The sequence below is a fragment of the Halomonas halocynthiae DSM 14573 genome, from assembly GCF_000425725.1.
Classification (GTDB): Bacteria; Pseudomonadota; Gammaproteobacteria; order Pseudomonadales; family Halomonadaceae; genus Halomonas; species Halomonas halocynthiae.
Map to the genome: position 1 here is coordinate 15,306 of NZ_AUDZ01000013.1, position 18,177 is coordinate 33,482.

Genomic DNA, 18,177 nt, shown 5'->3' on the forward strand with positions numbered 1-18,177 from the left:
GGTACGTCGCTTCATGGCTTCACGCGCTTTACGCATCGCCATCAACGGTTACGGCCGCATCGGTCAGTGCGTGTTACGTGGCTTAATTGAGCGCGCAGAGGCCAACATTGAGATAGTGGCCATTAACGAGCTCTCCGGCCTTGATACTATCGCCTACCTGACACGTTACGACACGACCCATGGGCGATTCCCTGCCACGGTAGAAACCCACGCGGACGCGCTGATTATTGATGGCCATTCAATTCTTGTGACCTCAGAGCGCGACCCCGCACGCCTACCTTGGCGGGCACTGGGTATCGATCTGGTGCTGGAGTGTTCCGGTAGCTTTAAAGACCGAGCCAGTGCTGAGGCGCACCTGAACGCAGGCGCTAAACGGCTGCTGTTCTCCCAGCCAGCCGAAAGCGACGTTGATGCCACCATCGTAACCGGCATCAACGGCCACACTCTGCGCCCAGAACATCGCGTAATATCCGCCGCGTCATGCACGACCAACTGCTTAGTGCCTGTACTCACCGTGCTTGATGAAGTGCTAAGCATCGAACATGGCGTGACTACCACCATTCACTCGGCCATGAACGACCAGCCAGTCATTGATGCTTACCATCAGACCGACCTGCGCCTGACACGCTCAGCCATGCACTCCATCGTGCCGGTCGACACTAGCTTAGCAAAAGGCATTAACCGATTGATGCCACACTTAGCGGGTCGGTTTGAATGCCTTCATGTACGCGTTCCAACCATCAATGTTTCAGCCATGGACTTGTCATTGTGCGTGCAAACCGAGACCAATGCTGAAACCGTTAACGCGCTGCTACACCGCGCCAGTACCACACGACTCGCTGGCTTGCTCGGCTACACCGAGGAGCCCATGGCCTCTATCGACTTCAACCATGACCCGCGCTCCGGTATCGTGGATGCGACTCAAACACGCGTCGCAGGTGGACGACTGATCAAACTAATGTGCTGGTTCGATAACGAATGGGGGTTTGCCAACCGAATGCTCGATGTAGCGGGTCAGTTGGCCAACATGGACGAACCGCCCGCTTGTGACTGAGTCGCGCTACCTTGGCTACGCTTTAAACAATTTTTCAGCTTTCAATCGACAAGGATTCCGCTTCAATGAACGTGCGCAAAATGACCGAGCTCGACCTTCACGGCAAACGCGTGCTGATCCGTGAAGACCTGAATGTGCCCATCAAAAACGGCAAGGTCACCAGCGATGCGCGCCTACGCGCTTGCCTGCCTACGATCAACGCAGCGCTCGACAACGGTGGCAAGGTGCTGCTGATGAGCCATTTGGGTCGCCCCACCGAGGGTCAGCCCGCCGATGAATTTTCGCTGGCCCCCGTGGCGGATCATTTGGGCAGCCTACTCAATCGTCGAGTACGCCTGGTAACGAACTACCTGGATCAACACGTTGAAATCGGCGACGACGAACTGGTGCTACTTGAAAACGTACGTTTCAACTCAGGTGAGAAAGCCGACGATGACGCCTTAGCGAAACAATATGCCGCGCTATGCGATATTTATGTGATGGATGCTTTCGGTACCGCTCATCGTGCCCAGGCATCAACCCATGGTGTAGCGCGCTTCGCGCCGACGGCCTGTGCCGGGCCACTGCTGGCCACTGAGCTGGCAGCTCTGGAACAAGCACTCGCCACACCCAAGCGCCCCATGACTGCAATCGTCGGCGGCTCCAAAGTGTCAACCAAGCTGGATGTGCTCAACACGCTCTCGGAAAAATGTGACCAACTGATCGTCGGCGGCGGCATCGCTAACACCTTCATCGCTGCGGCCGGCTACAACGTCGGCAAGTCACTGCACGAGACTGACTTGATTGAACAAGCCAAAGCATTAATGGCCAAAGTGGATATTCCGCTACCGACTGATGTCGTAGTCGCCACTGAATTCTCAGACGCGGCTGTCGCCGTGGTGCGCCCAGTCGATCAGGTCGGCGATGACGAGATGATTCTCGACATCGGCCCCGATACCGCTGCGCGCTTGAGCGACCAACTCAAAGCCGCTGGCACCATTCTATGGAACGGGCCAGTCGGCGTGTTTGAGATCGACCAGTTCGGTCACGGCACCGAAACGCTGTCTCGCGCTATCGCCGAAAGCACTGCCTTCTCGATTGCTGGCGGCGGTGACACACTGGCAGCTATCGATAAGTACAACATCGCCAATCAAGTATCTTATATCTCTACTGGCGGCGGCGCTTTCCTAGAGTATGTGGAAGGCAAAACGCTTCCCGCCGTCGCGGCACTCGAAGCTGCTGCAAGCTAATGAGTAGAAAGACACTGGGTATAACGAGTCACGCAACACGCCTACGCACGAACACAACCTGATGAACGGAGCGGTATCTTACGCCGCCCTACACGCAAAAGAGGTGATTTCATGGCCCTGATCAGCCTGCGCCAGATGCTGGACCACGCCGCCGAGTTTGAGTACGGCATCCCGGCTTTTAACGTCAACAACCTTGAGCAGATGCGCGCCATCATGGAAGCCGCTGACGAAACCGACTCACCGGTAATCGTTCAAGCATCTGCCGGGGCTCGAAAATATGCCGGCGCCCCCTTTCTACGCCATTTAATTTTGGCGGCCGTTGAGGAGTTTCCACATATTCCGGTCGTCATGCACCAAGACCATGGCACCAGCCCAGCAATCTGCCAACGCTCCATTCAGCTCGGCTTCTCATCTGTGATGATGGACGGCTCGCTCAAGGAAGATGGTAAAACACCTGCTGACTATGACTACAACGTCGACGTTACACGCCGCACTGTCGCGATGGCACACGCTTGTGGCGTGTCGGTTGAAGGCGAGCTGGGTTGCTTGGGCAGCCTCGAAACCGGCATGGCCGGCGAAGAGGATGGCGTGGGTGCCGAAGGCAAGCTAGACATGGAGCAACTGCTCACCGACCCTGAAGAAGCTGCTGAATTCGTCAAAGCAACTCATGTTGACGCTTTAGCCATTGCCATCGGCACTAGCCACGGCGCTTACAAGTTCACCAAGCCACCGACCGGCGATACGCTATCGATCCAACGCATCAAAGAGATTCACGCCCGTATTCCTGATACTCACTTGGTGATGCACGGCTCATCCTCCGTACCTCAGGAATGGCTTGAAATCATTAACGAATACGGCGGAAAAATTCCCGAAACCTACGGCGTTCCTGTTGAAGAGATCGTTAAAGGCATCAAACACGGCGTGCGCAAGGTTAACATTGACACCGACCTGCGCCTGGCATCCACCGGCGCCGTCCGTCGCTTCATGGCTCAGAACCCTGCCGAGTTTGACCCGCGCAAGTACCTGTCAGCCACGGTTACGGCAATGAAAGATGTCTGCATTGCACGCTACGAAGCCTTTGGTACTGCTGGCAACGCCAGCAAAATCAAACCGATTAATCTGGAAAAAATGTTTATGCGCTATGAGCGTGGTGAGCTAAACCCCAAGGTTCGCTAACGCAGCGATAAATCGCTACACAAAAACAGCAACGCAAAAAGGCGACCGAGCAGGTCGCCTTTTTAAAATGCTAAAGTCTATATTTTAATATCATAATCTACATATTTATGCATCAGCTTATCGTACGTTCCGTCCTGCTTGATTTCACGTAGTGCCTCGTTGAACTGCTCAGCCAAGTCACCATCCCTCTTGCGAAAAGCTGCCGCAACCCCATGCCCAAAGTAACTTTTTGGCTCACGGATCAGCGGCGAACTAACCACCACCTCACTATCAGGCTTCTCAACATCCAAGTTAGCTAGCGCTAGCGGATAGTACATAAATGCGGTATCAAGCCGCCCTGTGTTGATGTCCAGCGCCAAATCCTCAGCCGTATCATAGCGTCGCACTTCCATAATATCGCCATAGGTATCCGTGATATAACGGTCACGAATTGTGCCTCGCTGCACACCCACACTCAGCCCTTCAAGGTTTTCTCTCTGTTCAATATCGACTTCCTCACCTAGCTGAGTCACCCATACGCTGGGGTTACTGTAATAAGGCTCAGAAAAAAGAACTTTGTCCCTGCGTTCTTCCGTGATCGCCATAGACGACATAATGGCATCGTATTTGCGTGCCAATAAACCAGGAATGATGCCATCCCAGCCCTGCTCAACCCACTCACATTCGCGGTCAATGCGCCGGCAAACCTCCTCGCCAAGCTCGACTTCAAACCCTGTCAACGTGCCATCCGGCAAACGATACTCGAAAGGCTCAAAAGGAATATCAACAGCTAATTTAAGTGGCTCATCAGCCATTACCGAGCTGTTAACAGCTATCAACAGCATAGCTGAGGCCAACAATGGAGCGTACAGTCGTTTCATTTTTTTTATTCCTGAACGTTATTAACAAGGATAAGCAAGAGCCAAGCTCTGCGCGACAACTGCCCAACCGAGAACTTCTTCAAAAAGCAATCGCTAGGCACATAGCTAAGCAAAGAGGTACGGCGACAAGGGTTGTAGTTTGGCAGAAAAGCCGCTTTCAGAAAGGCTATATGCTCTGTCAGTGGTCAGCTTGGCATAAGCGGCTGACTGAAAACTACTCTCCATCGGCCCGTCACTAAAGTGGGATAACGGGCAAGGTGCCTTCGTGACACTCAAATACGAGCGAGAATTCGCTGTCAAAAACCGTCCTCAAGGCGACTCACTCTGGCTCAAAGCGAGCCTGCCGTTCTGATCCAAGCAGTGCACTAGGGCTCTAAAAGGCACCGTTCGCGATGGCGGCGGTGCCTTTCTCTTTGGTCTTTCGTCTCTTTAAATATTTAATTTTTACTAGTTTATATATCGGGTCACTGGGTAGGAAAAAAATGCATGGTCTTCCTGCAAGAACTGCATAGCGGGGCTTGAGAGGAGTGCCTAGGATAAGTCGTACCACAATAGCAACAAGACGGTAACGACCGATGACAGCATATCGTTTCCTCCCCGAGTGGCAGGCGTTTATAGAGAAATGTATCGACACCCGCCCCGATGATGGCTTCTTGCGCTCCATAGGGATTGCTCTGGTTACCCTGGGGCTAGTGAGTCAGGCTGCAGCCGATACGGCAACACTAAGAACCGTCAGCGCCTTTAGTTCTGGCACTGCCATTCCGCATACCTTCGAGATGTTTCTCGAAGAGATACGAAATGATCCCGATGCACCGGTTGAGATAAATTTCATCGGTGGTCCCGAGACCATGCCTCCCTTCCAAGTGGGCAATGCGGTGAGCCACAGCGTGGTCGATATGGCTTTCGTTACCTCGGCGTACTACACCAGTTCATTACCTGCTGCCCATGCCCTCAACCTGACGCGCTACTCGCCAGAGGAGCTTAGGGAAACGGGACGCTTCGAACAGTTGCAGGAGATATGGCGTGAGCAGCTGAATGTTCACTACCTGGCCTATACCAATTACGGTAATAGCTTCCACTTGTATCTCAACGAGCCCATCAGCGGGCCCGAACTCAATGGCCTGCGCATGCGTGTTACGCCGGTGTACCGTGCATTCGTCGAAGCTATGGGCGGGGAAGCGGCCCAGACCCCGCCGGGTGAGGTCTATACCGCCTTGGAGCGAGGTACGGTAGATGGTTACGGCTGGCCGATTCAGGGCATCTTCGACCTCGGCTGGCAGGAGCACACCCGTTATCGCGTCGAACCGGGGTTCTATCATGTAGAGGTCGGCGTACTGGTTAACCAGAATACATGGAACAACCTAACCAATGAACAGCGCGACTATCTCACCGAGAAAGCGATTTGGCTGGAAGAGCTCAATGGCCTCAATGAAGAGATCAATGCCGAGGAGAAGCGCCGTCAGGGTGAAGCAGGTATCGAGGTGATCGAACTAGAGGGAGAGGTCCGAGAGCACTTTCTCGAGATGGCCTACGAGGTGCAGTGGGAGCGTCTGGCTCAGGAGCATGCCGACAATGCCGAGCGACTGAGAGAGGTGCTGGACAGTGAATAATATGGCTCTCGTCGATGAGGTAGACGCACGTTCACCGATGCAGAAAGCGTACCACTATGTCATGCAAACCTGTGGCTTGTCCGCAGGTATTATCATCGGTGTTGTATCGATTGTCATCGTTCTCAATGTCTTGAGCCGAAACCTGGGGTTTGGTTCGATCTATGGCACGGTAGAAGGCAGCGAATATGCCATCTCGGGCGCCACTTTCCTAGCTGCTCCTTGGGTACTCTATTACGGTGCCCACGTGCGAATTGACCTTCTTCAGCAAGTGCTGCCGAAGTCATACCGGAAATTTCTGGAAATGGGTATAAACCTGCTCGGTGCGCTGGTCTGCCTGTGCTTCGGATACTATCTCCTATCTACTGGTACCGACTATCTGAGCCGGGGGACGATGGTCTACAAGTCCTTCGTCTTTCCGGAGTGGTGGACATTCATTCTTCCGATCACTTGTTTTGCTCTGCTGAGCATTGAGTTCCTGCGCCGTCTGTGGCGCCTCACTTATGCCACAGGAGAGCTGGGATGATGGAATGGTATTCAGCACTATTGCTGCTGGTAGGAGGGCTCATCCTACTTATGGCGCTAGGCCTACCAGTGGTATTTGCTTTCATTGCGGTAAATATCGTCGGTGCCTATCTCTTTATGGGCGGCGAAATGGGGGTCATGCAGATGGCACGTAACAGTGCCGAGGCCATCACCAGCTTCTCCTTGATTCCCATTCCCTTGTTTGTGCTCATGGGGGAAGTCCTGTTTCACACGGGCCTTGCCTACAAGGCGATCACGGCTATCGAGCTGTTGATTAAACGAGTACCCGGTCGCCTGAGCATCGTCTCAGTACTGGGTGGCACAGCCTTCGCTACCCTCTCGGGGTCGAGCATTGCTAACACCGCCATGATGGGAAGTTCACTGCTTCCGGATATGCTAAAACGGGGCTACCACCCCACTATTGCCATGGGCCCCATCATGGCAGTGGGCGGTATTGCTATGCTGATACCACCTTCGGCGCTGGCAGTCACCTTGGGAAGTCTAGCTGGAATCTCCATTAGCAAGTTGCTGATCGGAGGAATCATTCCGGGTATTCTGATGGGAATTGCCGTACTGATGTACGTGATGATCCGCTGCTCAAGGAATCCCGAACTCGCACCGGCAGATGACGGCAACGACAACCTTACTTCATGGCAACGCTGGCAGCCATTCTGCATCTATGTGCTTCCCTTGAGTGGTATCTTCGTGGTGGTGGTGGGTAGCCTTTTGGCCGGGTGGGCTGAACCTACAGAGTCCGCCGCTTTCGGTGCTGTTGCAGCCGCCATTGCCGCCATGTGCTACCGCCGGATGACAGTGGAGGCACTTGGCAAGTCGCTGATGGAAACGGCCAAAGTATCGGTCATGATCCTGTTCGTGCTTGTGGCTTCCACCACATTTTCCCAGTTGCTTTCTTTTTCCGGTGCCACCAACGGTCTGCTGCAGGTAGTGACAGGCTGGGATCTGAGTCCGCTGATAGTCGTGCTTGGCATGTTGTTGGTGCTGTTAGTACTGGGTTGTTTTGCCGATCAGATCAGCATGATCATGATTACCCTGCCCTTCTTCATGCCACTCGTAGTTTCCCTTCAACTCGATCCTATCTGGATTGGCATCCTGTTCCTGGTGGCGATGGAGATCAGTTTCCTGACACCTCCCTTCGGGCTGTTATTGATCGTAATGCAGGGTGTTGCTCCACCAGGTATTCGCCTTACTCAGGTCTATCAGGCTGCACTTCCCTTCTTGATCTTGCAGATGATTGTTCTGGCGCTGGTGGTTTCAATGCCTTGGATAGCCACCGGTCTGCCAGGCCTGATGGATTGAAATACAAATAAAATTACTCACGCCTAGGGTCCTTAGCCCCAAGCAATAAGGAAGTAAGAATGGCTGAAAAAGCGTTTGTTGAGGAAGTTAAAAAGCTTCGTCTGAGAGAAGGTGAAACCTTTCAAGGTGAGGGTATTCTCGCCGTCACCAAGGCTCTTCTACAGTCAGGAGTCTCCTATGTGGGAGGGTATCAGGGGGCACCGATCTCTCACCTTATGGACGTGCTCCACGATGCCCAACCTATTCTCGAAGAGTTGGGTGTACACTTCGAGAATAACGCGAGTGAGGCCGCTGCTGCCGCCATGTTAGCCGCCTCGGTAAATTACCCATTGCGCGGTGCGGTGGCATGGAAATCCACGGTGGGAACCAACGTTGCTTCAGATGCACTGGCTAACTTGGCCTCGGGGGGGGTTACCGGCGGTACATTGATTATCGTTGGGGAAGATTATGGTGACGGCTCGAGCATTATGCAGGAGCGTACCCATGCTTTTGCCATGAAGAGCCAGATCTGGTTGCTGGATCCGCGCCCTAATCTGCCTTCCATCGTCAAGGCGGTAGAGAAAGGGTTCGAGCTTTCGGAAGCCAGCAATACTCCGGTCATGCTGGAACTACGCATCCGTGCCTGTCACGTTCATGGACGCTTCCAGACCCAGGACAATCGCTCACCCGAGTTTACCATTGACGACGCCTTAGCCAATCCGGTTCGCGATACTAGCCGCATCGTTCTGCCACCGGCAAGTTTTCAGCATGAGCAAGAAAAGATAAATACACGCTGGCCAGCTGCTGTTGAGTTTATAAAAAATAATGGACTCAACGAAACCTATCCTGGCGATTATTCCGAGATCGGTCTGATTCTTCAGGGCGGGATATACAACAGTGTCATACGTTCACTTGAGCGTCTAGGCCTGGCTGATACCTTTGGAAATAGCCGAATTCCCCTGCATGTTCTCAACGTCACCTATCCATTGATAGACAGTGACCTAGAAGAATTCTGCGCCGACAAGCGTGCCGTGCTGATGATTGAAGAGGGGCAGCCCAATTACCTGGAACAGGCCCTTGCCAGCATTCTGCGCCGTGCCGACATAGGCACGCGTCTACATGGTAAGGATGTGTTGCCCAAGGCGGGAGAATACAACGGCCAAGTCATGATCGAGGGGTTGCGCGGCTTTCTTTCCGCTGCTGCACCGGATCTGTTGGCCCAGCCCGAAGCACTCCCCACCGCTATTAATGAGGGGCTTGTCTTACCACCTCGCCCCCCTGGGTTCTGTACCGGTTGCCCTGAGCGGCCCATCTTTACCGCCATGAAGCTTGTCGAGCGCGAGCTGGGGCCACGCCATGTGAGCTGCGATATTGGTTGCCATTTGTTCTCCATCCTTCCGCCGTTCAATATCGGCAATACCACCATGGGCTATGGTCTGGGGGCCTCTGCGGCTTCAGCATTCCATGGTTCCAAGGGCGGTCGAGCCATTAGTGTGATGGGCGATGGGGGGTTCTGGCATAACGGCCTCACCAACGGCGTCGCCAATGCTGTATACAATGGCGATGATGACGTCTTGCTGATCGTGGATAACTACTACGCAGCAGCCACTGGCGGACAAGATCTTCCCTCTTCACGCGCTGAAAATCCTATACGCCAGACCAACATTCCGATTGAACAGGCGGTAAAGGGTGTGGGCGTGAAGTGGGTGCGGGTCGTCGATCACACCTATGATGTCCGGCGTATGAAGGAGACGCTCACAGAAGCTCTGACCACCCGGGAAAAGGGGCCCAAGGTGATTATCGCCCAGTCGGAGTGCATGCTGAATCGGCAACGCCGAGAGAAGCCCAAGGTACGGCAGGCGCTCAGGGAGGGGAAACGCGTTGTTCGTCAGCGCTTTGGTGTCGACAGTGATACTTGCACCGGGGATCACTCCTGCATTCGTATATCCGGGTGTCCGTCCCTTTCGATTCAGCCTAACCCCGACCCACTGCGTGAACACCCCGTGGCTCAGGTAGATAACACTTGTGTAGGTTGTGGCCTGTGTGGTGAGGCGGCTCACGCCGCCGTACTCTGCCCGTCCTTTTATCGTGCCGATGTCATTAGTAACCCAAACCGTTGGGATCGTCTGTTGAATCGCTGTCATCAGAGGATCATTCGCCGTCTGCAGGCATGGCGCGAGAAACGCCTGGCTGAGCTGCCCCTATCCGCTCATTTATCCGGAGAAGCCCATGTTTGACGCGACCATAGCTACACGACCGATCACGCTAGCTATTATGGCGATGGGCGGTCAAGGAGGTGGAGTGCTCTCCGACTGGATCGTTCACCTTGCCGAGAGCAATGGATATCTGGCCCAGGCGACCTCGGTACCCGGAGTCGCCCAGCGCACAGGCGCCACCATCTATTATCTAGAACTCTTTCCCGAAGCCGAGGCCAAGCGCGTCGGCCAGGCTCCGGTGCTGGCTCTGATGCCCTCTCCGGGCGATGTCGATATCGTGCTGGCCGCCGAATTCATGGAGGCTGGCCGTGCCCTTGAACGGGGGCTCGTGACACCGGAGCGAACCACGGTTATTGCCTCGAGCCACCGAGTCTATGGCATCACCGAGAAGAGCGCCATGGGCAATGGAATCCTTTATTCTGGACCTGTGCGCGAGCAGCTGCAACTCAATGCCCAGCGCATCATCGAATTCGACATGGAGGCTATGGCACGCCACGAGCGTAGCGTAATCAGCGCCGTACTATTCGGTGCCCTGGCCGGCAGCCAGGTGTTGCCTTTCCCGCGTGAAGCGTTCGAGCAAGCAATACGCGATGGCGGTATTGGTGTCGCTGCCAGCCTTCGTGCCTTCGATAAAAGCTTTTTGCAGGCACTTGGCGCCGAGTCCTATAGCGAACTGAGCGACAGCTCTCCAAGGGAAGAAGGTGTCCCGCCCAATGCCAAAGTATCTGAAGTCGATATCATGATGGCCGAAGTCGATAGTCGGTTTCCCAAACAAGCATGTCAGGTGGTGCGCGAGGGGGTACTTCGTCTGATCGACTATCAGGATCACGCCTATGCCAGCGAGTATCTGGAGCTATTGCAGCAGCGCCTGGTACGCATCCAACAAAAAGAAGTGGATCATACCATCGTACGAGAGTTGGCTCGCCATCTGGCGCTCTGGATGAGCTATGAAGACACCATTCGTGTTGCTGACCTTAAGATACGGCGATCCCGCTTAGAGCGTGTGCGCAACGAAGTCAAAGCAGAGCCGGAGCAGATCGTCTATACCGCAGAATTTATGCACCCGCGTGTCGAAGAGGTCTGCGATACCCTGCCTGTTGGCCTCGGACGATGGGTGATGCGTACCGGATGGGTTCGCCGTCCTCTGGCCAGAGTAACTCAGCGGGGGCGACGCATCAGTCCCCAGCGACTTAGAGGTTTTCTGCTGCTAATGAGCGTAGCGAGCCTGCGACGCTGGCGCCGGCGCACCCTCCGTTATCGTGATGAGCGCCAGCGTATCGAGGCCTGGTTAGCCGCGGTCGATCGTGCGCTGAGCATCTCTCCAGATGTCACCCTGGAAGTCATCAAGGCACAAGAGTTAGTTAAAGGCTATGGCGATACCCACCGCCGGGGCTTCGCCAGCTACACCACCGTGATGCAGGGCTTCGAAAACTTCGGCGAAGAACCAGATGCTGCCGCGCGCCTCCATCAACTTCGCCAAGCGGCTCTTGCCGATGAAAAGGGCGAGGCCTTGGAGCAGCATGTGGGGGAGTGGAAGCCCGAAATGGGCACTACCACGAACACCTCACGCATCGCTGTGAAGCAGCTCTAGGAAACTTATTGTTTATTTCTAAAGAGGGCTTGGTGTTAACGATGCCCTAGCTATTTAGTGGTTATATTAGACTCTGGAGAGTGGGCGCTCCCCCAAGAACTCCCACTTTATTAAAGTTTAAATGATTTAGATATGGCAAGCTGGAGCAATTATGAGAATCACCTGCCCTATCGGTAGCCCTACCGAGTCCTGTTTTTCCCTTAGCATGAAGCAGCGCGGCCCCATTAAAAATAATATTATGGTGCTTGCCGATGATGCTCTCGACAAACCTGCCTCGCATAGCGAGGAATGGGCATGAGCACAAACCTTAGCTTCACCGTACAACGCAAGGTACGCTTCGAGCATTGCGACCCGGCAGGCATCGTCTTCTACCCGCGCTACTTCGAGATGATCAATGCGGTCGTAGAAGACTGGTTCAATGACGAGGTGGGCAGCAGCTTTTCAGAACAGATGTCATCGGGTATAGGCGTGCCTACCGTCTCTCTAGAGACTCAGTTCCACGCACCGAGTCGACTGGGCGAGAAGCTGACCTTTCGCCTCATACCCCAGGCCGTGGGACGAACCAGCCTCACGCTTGAGATCACTGCAACATGCGATGTCCAGCGCCGCTTGAAGGCTCAGTTGACACTGGTACTGATTGATCTGACGACCGGACGGCCGCAGCCTTGGCCTGATGCTATGCGCCAGCATTTTTCACTCATCGAAAGCTGAAGGGAAAACTCACAGACCTCCCATGCCGTAATCCTGGTAATTTATCTTGTCCAGGAAGAACTCCGCATAGGAGGCCTGCGGGTGCCTGTTTCTGCTGCTGATTGCCTTGATGCCGGCTGGTCAGGGGTAGCGAGCCGGCGCTTATCTACTACTGCCTGGCCGGTTGCGCCACCTTCTGCAGCGTTTCCGATGGCAGTTCGCCAAAGCGTGCCCGATATTCCTGGGAGAGACGGCCCAACTGCTGGAAGCCGCATTCCATGGCGATGCTGGAGACGCTCTCATGAGGGGTGGCCCGTCCCAGGCGCTTGCGCACCTGCTCGAAGCGCAGCTGGCGAAAGTGGGCTATGGGAGAGACTCCGAAATGGGTGTGGAAGTCGCGATAGAGCCGTTTCCGCGAGACCCCGGCGGCGCGCTCCAGGTCGGCCAGACTCAGTGGGGATTCCAGGGACGCCAGAAAGAGGGTTTCGAGGTGGGTGAGGTAGGCCGGACGGCCCTGCTGGCGATCCAGAAGCTCTTTCGAGTAGTTGTGTGGCTGGGTGTAAAGCAGACTGGTGAGCAGCGAGTTCTCGAAGTTGTACCACACCTCGGGCAGGTCACAGAGCGACCCTTCTGCAGCGAGCATCTCCTGCAGGTTGGCGACCATCCGCCACCACTCCTGCGCCCTTCCACTCAACGGCATTCTGGAGTCGAAGACCACTGGGCGATGCAGGTTTCGCCCCAGTAACTGGGCAAGCTTGTGCTCGATGGCCTGGCGGGAGAGGCGTACCAGGCGTTTCTGGCACTGCTCATCCATGCTCAGGCGCAGTGGCTGGCTGGGCGAGATGATAGCCGCTACCGCGCTATCCGAGTCGAAGGCATTTCCTTGGAGTTCGAAGTTCTGGGAACCATGCAGGGGCAAGCTGATGCTGTAGTAGTGGGTCAAATCGGCGATGCCAATAGTCACCCGGGTCGCGTATTCGAGGGTACCGATGGCGACATTACCAAGGCTGGTACCCCAGTGGCGGAAGCTGAGCTGACGCGGTTGGGGTACTTCCAGACGATGAGGGCCGTTGACTTGGCTCATCCAGCGGCAGGCCGAGTCGGGATGACGAAACTCGGCGGTGATTTGTTGTCGGGTCACAGGTACGGTCATGTTTCCTCCTAGCCTCGCCGCAGTAATCATTATTTTGGGGCCTTGAGGCCGTAGCGCGGTCGAGGGCTTGTTCGCATGTCGTCTTTAAGTGCGCATTACGAACTCGTATTGTTATTTTGCCACTTTGGTGAAGCAATGGCTATTCGTCTAAAAGTATTGCTTTTAGCCGCCTGAATAAAGACAAAACCGCAGACTTTCTGCTCGCTACCGGCCGACGAGACACCGGCTTCGTAGTGTCTCGCTGGGCGATTCGCCAAATACCTGACGATAACTGAGGCTGAAGCGGCCCATATGAGTAAAGCCCCAGCCCATGGCAATGTCGGTGATTGTCGCCGTGTCAGTGTCGGTTAGCAGCGCCTGCCGGACTCTTTCTAAACGCACCTGGCGTAAGGTTTCCATGGGGCTCTGATGGCGAAAGTCTCGGAAGCCGGCATAGAGGGTTCTCAGGCTAACACCAGCCACCGACGCCAACTGAGCCGGCGTTAGCGGGTCTTGCGCATGGGCCTCAATGTACTCCTCAACTCTTTTAACATGCCGTGGGGCGAGCCGCTTGTCTCCTTGACGCAAGGCTTCGCTGTAATTATGAGGTTGAGTGGTCAACAGGGTATGGATAATTAGCTGCTCTAGCTGAGGCGCAATCAGCGGGTCTCGGTCAGCCTCCGGTGACTCCCCAAGAAGCCGCGTGACATAGGCGATAAGATTGAACCAGCTCGGGGTGTCACGCCAGCGAAGGGCTGGGTGAAAAACTAAGGGGCAGCGCAAAGGTCTCCCTAAGAACTGACCGCAAGACTGCTCCAATGCGTCACGCTCGATACGCAACATCAGTTGGTCACAATCATCGCCCCAATGCATCCTGAGGCGAACCGTAGGATTAAGCACCGAGGCCAGTCTTTCGCCCGATGCGACGCGCTCGCCATCACTTTCAATCTGAGCCAACCCTCGAAGGGGCATCTGAACCAGGTAGAACCCCTCAAGCCGCCCTGGATCGATGCGTACTGCACTGCCATAAGACAAGCGGCTATAGGAAACTTGGCCTAGCGTCACCGAGTGTAAGCGAGCAGCGAGGTGACCGCTGCGGCTTAGAGGCTCGAGACAGTGGGGCTTGAAAACATCAGAGACACTCTGCTGCACCTCTTCCGCAGCGCTCGAACGAAACACTAGGCGTTGGTGATCGTCTATCAGGGCTCGCTTCAGCCAGCCAGGCAATAACTTATGCGTAGTCATGGGGGCCTCACTAATTATTGTTATGTGCCTGCGCCAAAAAAAAGCAACGCAATGCCTTTGCAGTATAAAGGGCGCTTTTCTTGATTCGCGTCGTAACAAGGCACTTTCTGCACTCAACGGATAGTGAGCGCGCTCAGCGGATCGTGAGGGACCCGATACCTTGCCTAAGGTGGTGGCGTGGACTTTAGCAATGACCCGCCAACAACAACGAAAGGTATCTACATGGGCACTTCTATCGAGATCAAGGCAGCGGATGGCAGCGGAAACTTCACTGGTTATCTGGCCGTTCCCGCCTCCGGCAGCGGCCCCGGGATTGTGCTGCTGCAGGAAATATTCGGTGTTAATGCCACCATCCGTGAAATCGCCGATTACTACGCTGAAGAGGGTTATGTGGTGCTGGCACCGGATCTGTTCTGGCGTCAGGCGCCTAGCATTGAATTAGACTATACCCCGGAGGATTGGCAACGTGCCTTTGGTTTATTTCAAGGCTTCGATCAGGAGCTCGGTATTGAAGATATCGCCGCTGCTGTCGAGACCCTACGGTCGCGTCCAGAGTGCAGTGGTGCCGTAGGTGCCCTGGGCTTCTGTCTCGGTGCCCGTCTGGCCTATTTGACGGCTTGTCGTTGTGATGTAGATGCCGCGGTGGGTTACTACGGCATGGGAATCGAGAACCATCTGGACGAGGCAAAAAACATCCGTGGGACTCTAGTGCTGCACTTCGCCGAACAGGATGAATATTGTCCCGCCGCCGCCCGCGAGGCGATAGAAGCTTCCCTGGGCGAGCAGGATAATATCGAGCTGTATCTATACTCGGGTGTGGATCATGCCTTTGCCCGCCCTCATTCAGAGCACTACCACAAGCCCTCAGCGCTCATGGCCCACCAGCGCTCGGTAGCTGCTTTCCGCAAGGCAATGGGCCCCCACTATGACCTGTCGGCACTATGGGATAAGCACTGTGAGTACGAGTTTTCCACCCGCAACGTGGACGACACAATGGCTACCATGGTCGCCGAGCCCTATGTGAATCACATTCCAACCTTAACGGGAGGGGTCGGGTATAGGGAGCTATATCGCTTTTACAAGCACCACTTTGTTGATAGCAACCCAGACGATACCACTCTGGTTCCCCTGTCACGAACCGTCGGTGCCACACAAATCGTCGATGAACTGCTGTTCTGCTTTACCCATGACCGTGAGATCGACTGGCTGCTGCCGGGGGTCGCTCCCACGGGGAAGTACGTTGAGATCCCCTTAATCGCCATCGTCAAGTTTCGCGGAGACAAGCTCTACCACGAACACATCTACTGGGACCAAGCCTCATTGCTGGTGCAAATCGGGGTATTAGACCCTGCTGGGTTACCAGTTGCTGGCCATGAGACCGCCGCTAAGCTACTTGATGAAACACGACCGTCCAACACTTTGATGCCCACCTGGGCAAATAGCGCCAATCACTAAGCGACAGGAGAAGCGCCTCATGAAATCACTGTGTGAACGTAGTGTCATCATTACCGGTGGAGCCACGCTGATCGGCCAGGCCCTCGCTGAGGCTTTCGTAGCCGCAAACAGCAAGGTCACCATCCTCGATATCGATGAAGCCGCAGGAACAGCCCTGGCCGACAAGCTAGGGCCTGCGGTGCGCTTTATCGCCACCGACATCACCCACGACGATCAGCTTCAAGCGGCGGTAGGGCAAGTCGAGGCTGAAATTGGTGGGGTAGATATCCTGGTCAATCTCGCCTGCAGCTATTTAGATGATGGCCTAGCCTCATCCCGAGCCGACTGGTTAACAGCACTGGACATTAATCTGGTCAGCGCCGCCATGGCCACCAAGACCGTGCACCCCGCTCTACGCCGCCGCGGGGGGGGCGTAATTATTAACTTTACTAGTATCTCAGCAGAGGTGGCTCAAACAGGACGCTGGCTCTACCCAGCCAGTAAGGCAGCGATGCGCCAGTTGACCCGCAGCATGGCTCTCGACTTGGCCGAAGACGGGATCCGCGTCAACTCGGTATCACCAGGCTGGACCTGGTCACGACTGATCGAAGAGGTCAGCGGCGGCGACCGAGCTCGCACCGACCAAGTTGCTAGAGACTTCCACATACTCGGCCGTGCTGGAGACCCAGCAGAAGTCGCTCAAGTTGTGCTCTTTCTTTGCTCCGATCTAGCTAGCTTTGTTACTGGTGCCGACTATGCCGTGGATGGCGGTTACTCAGCGCTGGGGCCAGAGCAACTAACACCAGCAATCCCTCGGCTTGCTAGCTGAGTTAATTTTGGCCATGAAGCTATCACAATAACAACCAATGGGGAGATTCCCATGACCCGACGTATTGCTATCGTAGGGGCTGGACAATCCGGCCTACAGACCGGTATCGGTTTACTCACAAACGGTTACCAAGTCACCTTATTCTCAAACCGTACTGGCGAGCAAATCCGCCAAGGGCGGGTGATGTCGAGTCAGTGCATGTTTGATCAGGCACTGCAGACCGAACGAGATTTAGAGCTGAACTTCTGGGAGAGCGAGTGCCCTCCAGTGGAAGGTATCAGCATGACGATTCCCCACTCAGAACACGCCGGTGAAAAGCAAATAGACTGGGCCGCCCCTTTAGAGAAATACGCCCAGTCGGTGGATCAACGTCTCAAAATGCCTGCTTGGATGGAGGTATTCGAGCGCCTTGGGGGCGAGTTAATCATCTGTGACGTCGGCATCGAGGAGCTAGAAGATCTAGCTGTCAGTCACGACCTAGTGCTGATAGCTGCGGGCAAGGGCGATATCGTTCGCTTGTTCGAGCGTGATGCTGAGCGCTCACGCTTCGACAAACCCCAGCGGGCTCTAGCCCTTACCTATGTGCAAGGCATGACGCCTAACAAAGACTTTTCACGAGTAGCCTTCAATATAATTCCCGGCGTAGGCGAATACTTTGTCTTCCCATCGTTAACTCTGAACGGCCCCTGTGAAATCATGGTTTTCGAAGGTGTTCCCGGCGGGCCCATGGACTGCTGGCAAGAAGTCACCACCCCCGAGCAACATCTGGCCAAAAGCTTAGAGCTACTGCATACCTATGCGCCCTGGGAAGCAAAGCGTTGCCAAGATATACAGCTAACCGATGACAACGGCATCCTCGCTGGACGCTTCCCGCCAACGGTACGAAAGCCAGTAGCCACTCTACCATCAGGGCGTAAGGTACTGGGTATCGCCGACACTCTGGTGGTCAACGATCCAATTACTGGCCAAGGCTCCAACAACGGTGCCAAATGCAGTCGCGTTTACCTAGATGCCATTCTGGCTAGAGGTGAAGCTCCCTTCGATCAGGACTGGATGGAAGCTACCTTCGAGACTTATTGGCGCTATGCCAAGGACGTGGTGAGCTGGACCAACAGCCTGCTACTGCCACCTGCAGAGCATATCCTCGAGCTCCTGGACGCCGCCCAACGCTCACCGGAGCTCGCTGCAATGCTGGCTAACGGCTTTGATAACCCGCCCGACTATCTGCCCTGGTGGATTGATGCTCAAGCCTGCCGTCACCTGATCAACGAGCAACTCAAGCAGGAGGCCTAA

At 55.0% G+C, this 18,177-nt stretch carries 16 protein-coding genes; 13 read left to right on the forward strand and 3 right to left on the reverse strand.

Features of this window, described 5'->3' with window-relative positions:
* The first annotated feature begins 13 nt into the window (after positions 1–13).
* From H616_RS13830 to fba, 3 genes are all read left to right on the forward strand, one after another.
* A complete protein-coding gene (locus H616_RS13830; RefSeq protein ID WP_035572196.1) occupies positions 14–1,054 on the forward strand; it encodes a type I glyceraldehyde-3-phosphate dehydrogenase in 1,041 nt (346 codons plus the stop codon).
* Between the two features lie 65 nt (positions 1,055–1,119).
* On the forward strand, positions 1,120–2,283 hold the full coding sequence (locus H616_RS0100085) for a phosphoglycerate kinase (RefSeq protein WP_027965528.1): 1,164 nt from the start codon (positions 1,120–1,122) through the stop codon (positions 2,281–2,283).
* A gap of 111 nt (positions 2,284–2,394) precedes the next feature.
* Entirely contained in the window at positions 2,395–3,459 is a 1,065-nt protein-coding gene (fba, locus tag H616_RS0100090) for a class II fructose-bisphosphate aldolase (protein WP_027965529.1), read from the forward strand.
* Positions 3,460–3,536: 77 nt separating this feature from the next.
* On the opposite strand, the gene H616_RS0100095 is transcribed toward fba, so the two are convergent.
* Entirely contained in the window at positions 3,537–4,319 is a 783-nt protein-coding gene (locus H616_RS0100095) for a transporter substrate-binding domain-containing protein (protein ID WP_027965530.1), read from the reverse strand.
* Positions 4,320–4,542: 223 nt separating this feature from the next.
* Here H616_RS0100095 and H616_RS15785 point away from each other — a divergent pair, with 223 nt between their 5' ends.
* From H616_RS15785 to H616_RS0100130, 7 genes are all read left to right on the forward strand, one after another.
* The gene (locus tag H616_RS15785; protein WP_156906403.1) at positions 4,543–4,671 is read left to right on the forward strand and encodes a transporter; all 129 of its coding nucleotides are present in this window, start codon (positions 4,543–4,545) and stop codon (positions 4,669–4,671) included.
* 223 nt (positions 4,672–4,894) lie between these two features.
* Positions 4,895–5,929, forward strand: a complete 1,035-nt coding sequence (gene dctP, locus H616_RS0100100) for a TRAP transporter substrate-binding protein DctP (protein WP_051233831.1) — start codon at positions 4,895–4,897, stop codon at positions 5,927–5,929.
* A gap of 1 nt (position 5,930) precedes the next feature.
* Complete coding sequence (locus H616_RS0100105; RefSeq protein WP_035572197.1) at positions 5,931–6,452, forward strand: TRAP transporter small permease; 522 nt, start codon at positions 5,931–5,933, stop codon at positions 6,450–6,452.
* Positions 6,449–7,768 (forward strand): TRAP transporter large permease, encoded by a 1,320-nt coding sequence (locus H616_RS0100110; protein ID WP_240470503.1) that lies wholly within the window; start codon positions 6,449–6,451, stop codon positions 7,766–7,768. Before H616_RS0100105 ends, H616_RS0100110 begins: the two co-directional genes overlap by 4 nt.
* 59 nt (positions 7,769–7,827) lie before the next feature.
* Entirely contained in the window at positions 7,828–9,984 is a 2,157-nt protein-coding gene (locus H616_RS13835; RefSeq protein ID WP_051233833.1) for a thiamine pyrophosphate-dependent enzyme, read from the forward strand.
* Positions 9,977–11,554, forward strand: a complete 1,578-nt coding sequence (locus H616_RS13840; RefSeq protein ID WP_084155615.1) for an indolepyruvate oxidoreductase subunit beta family protein — start codon at positions 9,977–9,979, stop codon at positions 11,552–11,554. The genes H616_RS13835 and H616_RS13840 overlap by 8 nt, the downstream gene beginning before the upstream one ends.
* Before the next feature lie 294 nt (positions 11,555–11,848).
* Positions 11,849–12,265, forward strand: coding sequence for an acyl-CoA thioesterase (locus tag H616_RS0100130; protein WP_035572201.1), 417 nt, complete (start codon positions 11,849–11,851; stop codon positions 12,263–12,265).
* 148 nt (positions 12,266–12,413) lie between these two features.
* Here the strand turns inward: H616_RS0100130 and H616_RS0100135 are convergent, their stop codons facing one another.
* Together H616_RS0100135 and H616_RS0100140 are read right to left on the reverse strand one after the other, a co-directional pair.
* Positions 12,414–13,397: an AraC family transcriptional regulator gene (locus H616_RS0100135; RefSeq protein WP_027965535.1), complete on the reverse strand. Its 984-nt coding sequence runs from the start codon at positions 13,395–13,397 to the stop codon at positions 12,414–12,416.
* Between the two features lie 204 nt (positions 13,398–13,601).
* Positions 13,602–14,621 (reverse strand): AraC family transcriptional regulator, encoded by a 1,020-nt coding sequence (locus tag H616_RS0100140; RefSeq protein ID WP_156906398.1) that lies wholly within the window; start codon positions 14,619–14,621, stop codon positions 13,602–13,604.
* 222 nt (positions 14,622–14,843) lie between these two features.
* Here H616_RS0100140 and H616_RS0100145 point away from each other — a divergent pair, with 222 nt between their 5' ends.
* The 3 genes from H616_RS0100145 to H616_RS0100155 are packed head-to-tail and all read left to right on the forward strand — an operon-like array spanning position 14,844 to position 18,177.
* Positions 14,844–16,076 carry a dienelactone hydrolase family protein gene (locus tag H616_RS0100145; RefSeq protein WP_027965537.1) on the forward strand — a complete coding sequence of 411 codons (1,233 nt, stop codon included), beginning with the start codon at positions 14,844–14,846 and terminating at the stop codon, positions 16,074–16,076.
* Between the two features lie 19 nt (positions 16,077–16,095).
* Positions 16,096–16,884 carry an SDR family oxidoreductase gene (locus H616_RS0100150; protein ID WP_027965538.1) on the forward strand — a complete coding sequence of 263 codons (789 nt, stop codon included), beginning with the start codon at positions 16,096–16,098 and terminating at the stop codon, positions 16,882–16,884.
* A 51-nt stretch (positions 16,885–16,935) separates the two neighbouring features.
* A complete protein-coding gene (locus H616_RS0100155; RefSeq protein ID WP_027965539.1) occupies positions 16,936–18,177 on the forward strand; it encodes a styrene monooxygenase/indole monooxygenase family protein in 1,242 nt (413 codons plus the stop codon).

Bases quoted from the DNA above. Each gene is read 5' to 3' on its own strand.
- H616_RS13830 (WP_035572196.1), top strand. From the start codon at position 14: ATGGCTTCACGCGCTTTACGCATCGCCATCAACGGTTACGGCCGCATC.
- H616_RS0100085 (WP_027965528.1), top strand. From the start codon at position 1,120: ATGAACGTGCGCAAAATGACCGAGCTCGACCTTCACGGCAAACGCGTG.
- fba (WP_027965529.1), top strand. From the start codon at position 2,395: ATGGCCCTGATCAGCCTGCGCCAGATGCTGGACCACGCCGCCGAGTTT.
- H616_RS0100095 (WP_027965530.1), bottom strand. From the start codon at position 4,319: ATGAAACGACTGTACGCTCCATTGTTGGCCTCAGCTATGCTGTTGATA.
- dctP (WP_051233831.1), top strand. From the start codon at position 4,895: ATGACAGCATATCGTTTCCTCCCCGAGTGGCAGGCGTTTATAGAGAAA.
- H616_RS0100105 (WP_035572197.1), top strand. From the start codon at position 5,931: ATGGCTCTCGTCGATGAGGTAGACGCACGTTCACCGATGCAGAAAGCG.
- H616_RS0100110 (WP_240470503.1), top strand. From the start codon at position 6,449: ATGATGGAATGGTATTCAGCACTATTGCTGCTGGTAGGAGGGCTCATC.
- H616_RS13835 (WP_051233833.1), top strand. From the start codon at position 7,828: ATGGCTGAAAAAGCGTTTGTTGAGGAAGTTAAAAAGCTTCGTCTGAGA.
- H616_RS13840 (WP_084155615.1), top strand. From the start codon at position 9,977: ATGTTTGACGCGACCATAGCTACACGACCGATCACGCTAGCTATTATG.
- H616_RS0100130 (WP_035572201.1), top strand. From the start codon at position 11,849: ATGAGCACAAACCTTAGCTTCACCGTACAACGCAAGGTACGCTTCGAG.
- H616_RS0100135 (WP_027965535.1), bottom strand. From the start codon at position 13,397: ATGACCGTACCTGTGACCCGACAACAAATCACCGCCGAGTTTCGTCAT.
- H616_RS0100140 (WP_156906398.1), bottom strand. From the start codon at position 14,621: ATGACTACGCATAAGTTATTGCCTGGCTGGCTGAAGCGAGCCCTGATA.
- H616_RS0100145 (WP_027965537.1), top strand. From the start codon at position 14,844: ATGGGCACTTCTATCGAGATCAAGGCAGCGGATGGCAGCGGAAACTTC.
- H616_RS0100150 (WP_027965538.1), top strand. From the start codon at position 16,096: ATGAAATCACTGTGTGAACGTAGTGTCATCATTACCGGTGGAGCCACG.
- H616_RS0100155 (WP_027965539.1), top strand. From the start codon at position 16,936: ATGACCCGACGTATTGCTATCGTAGGGGCTGGACAATCCGGCCTACAG.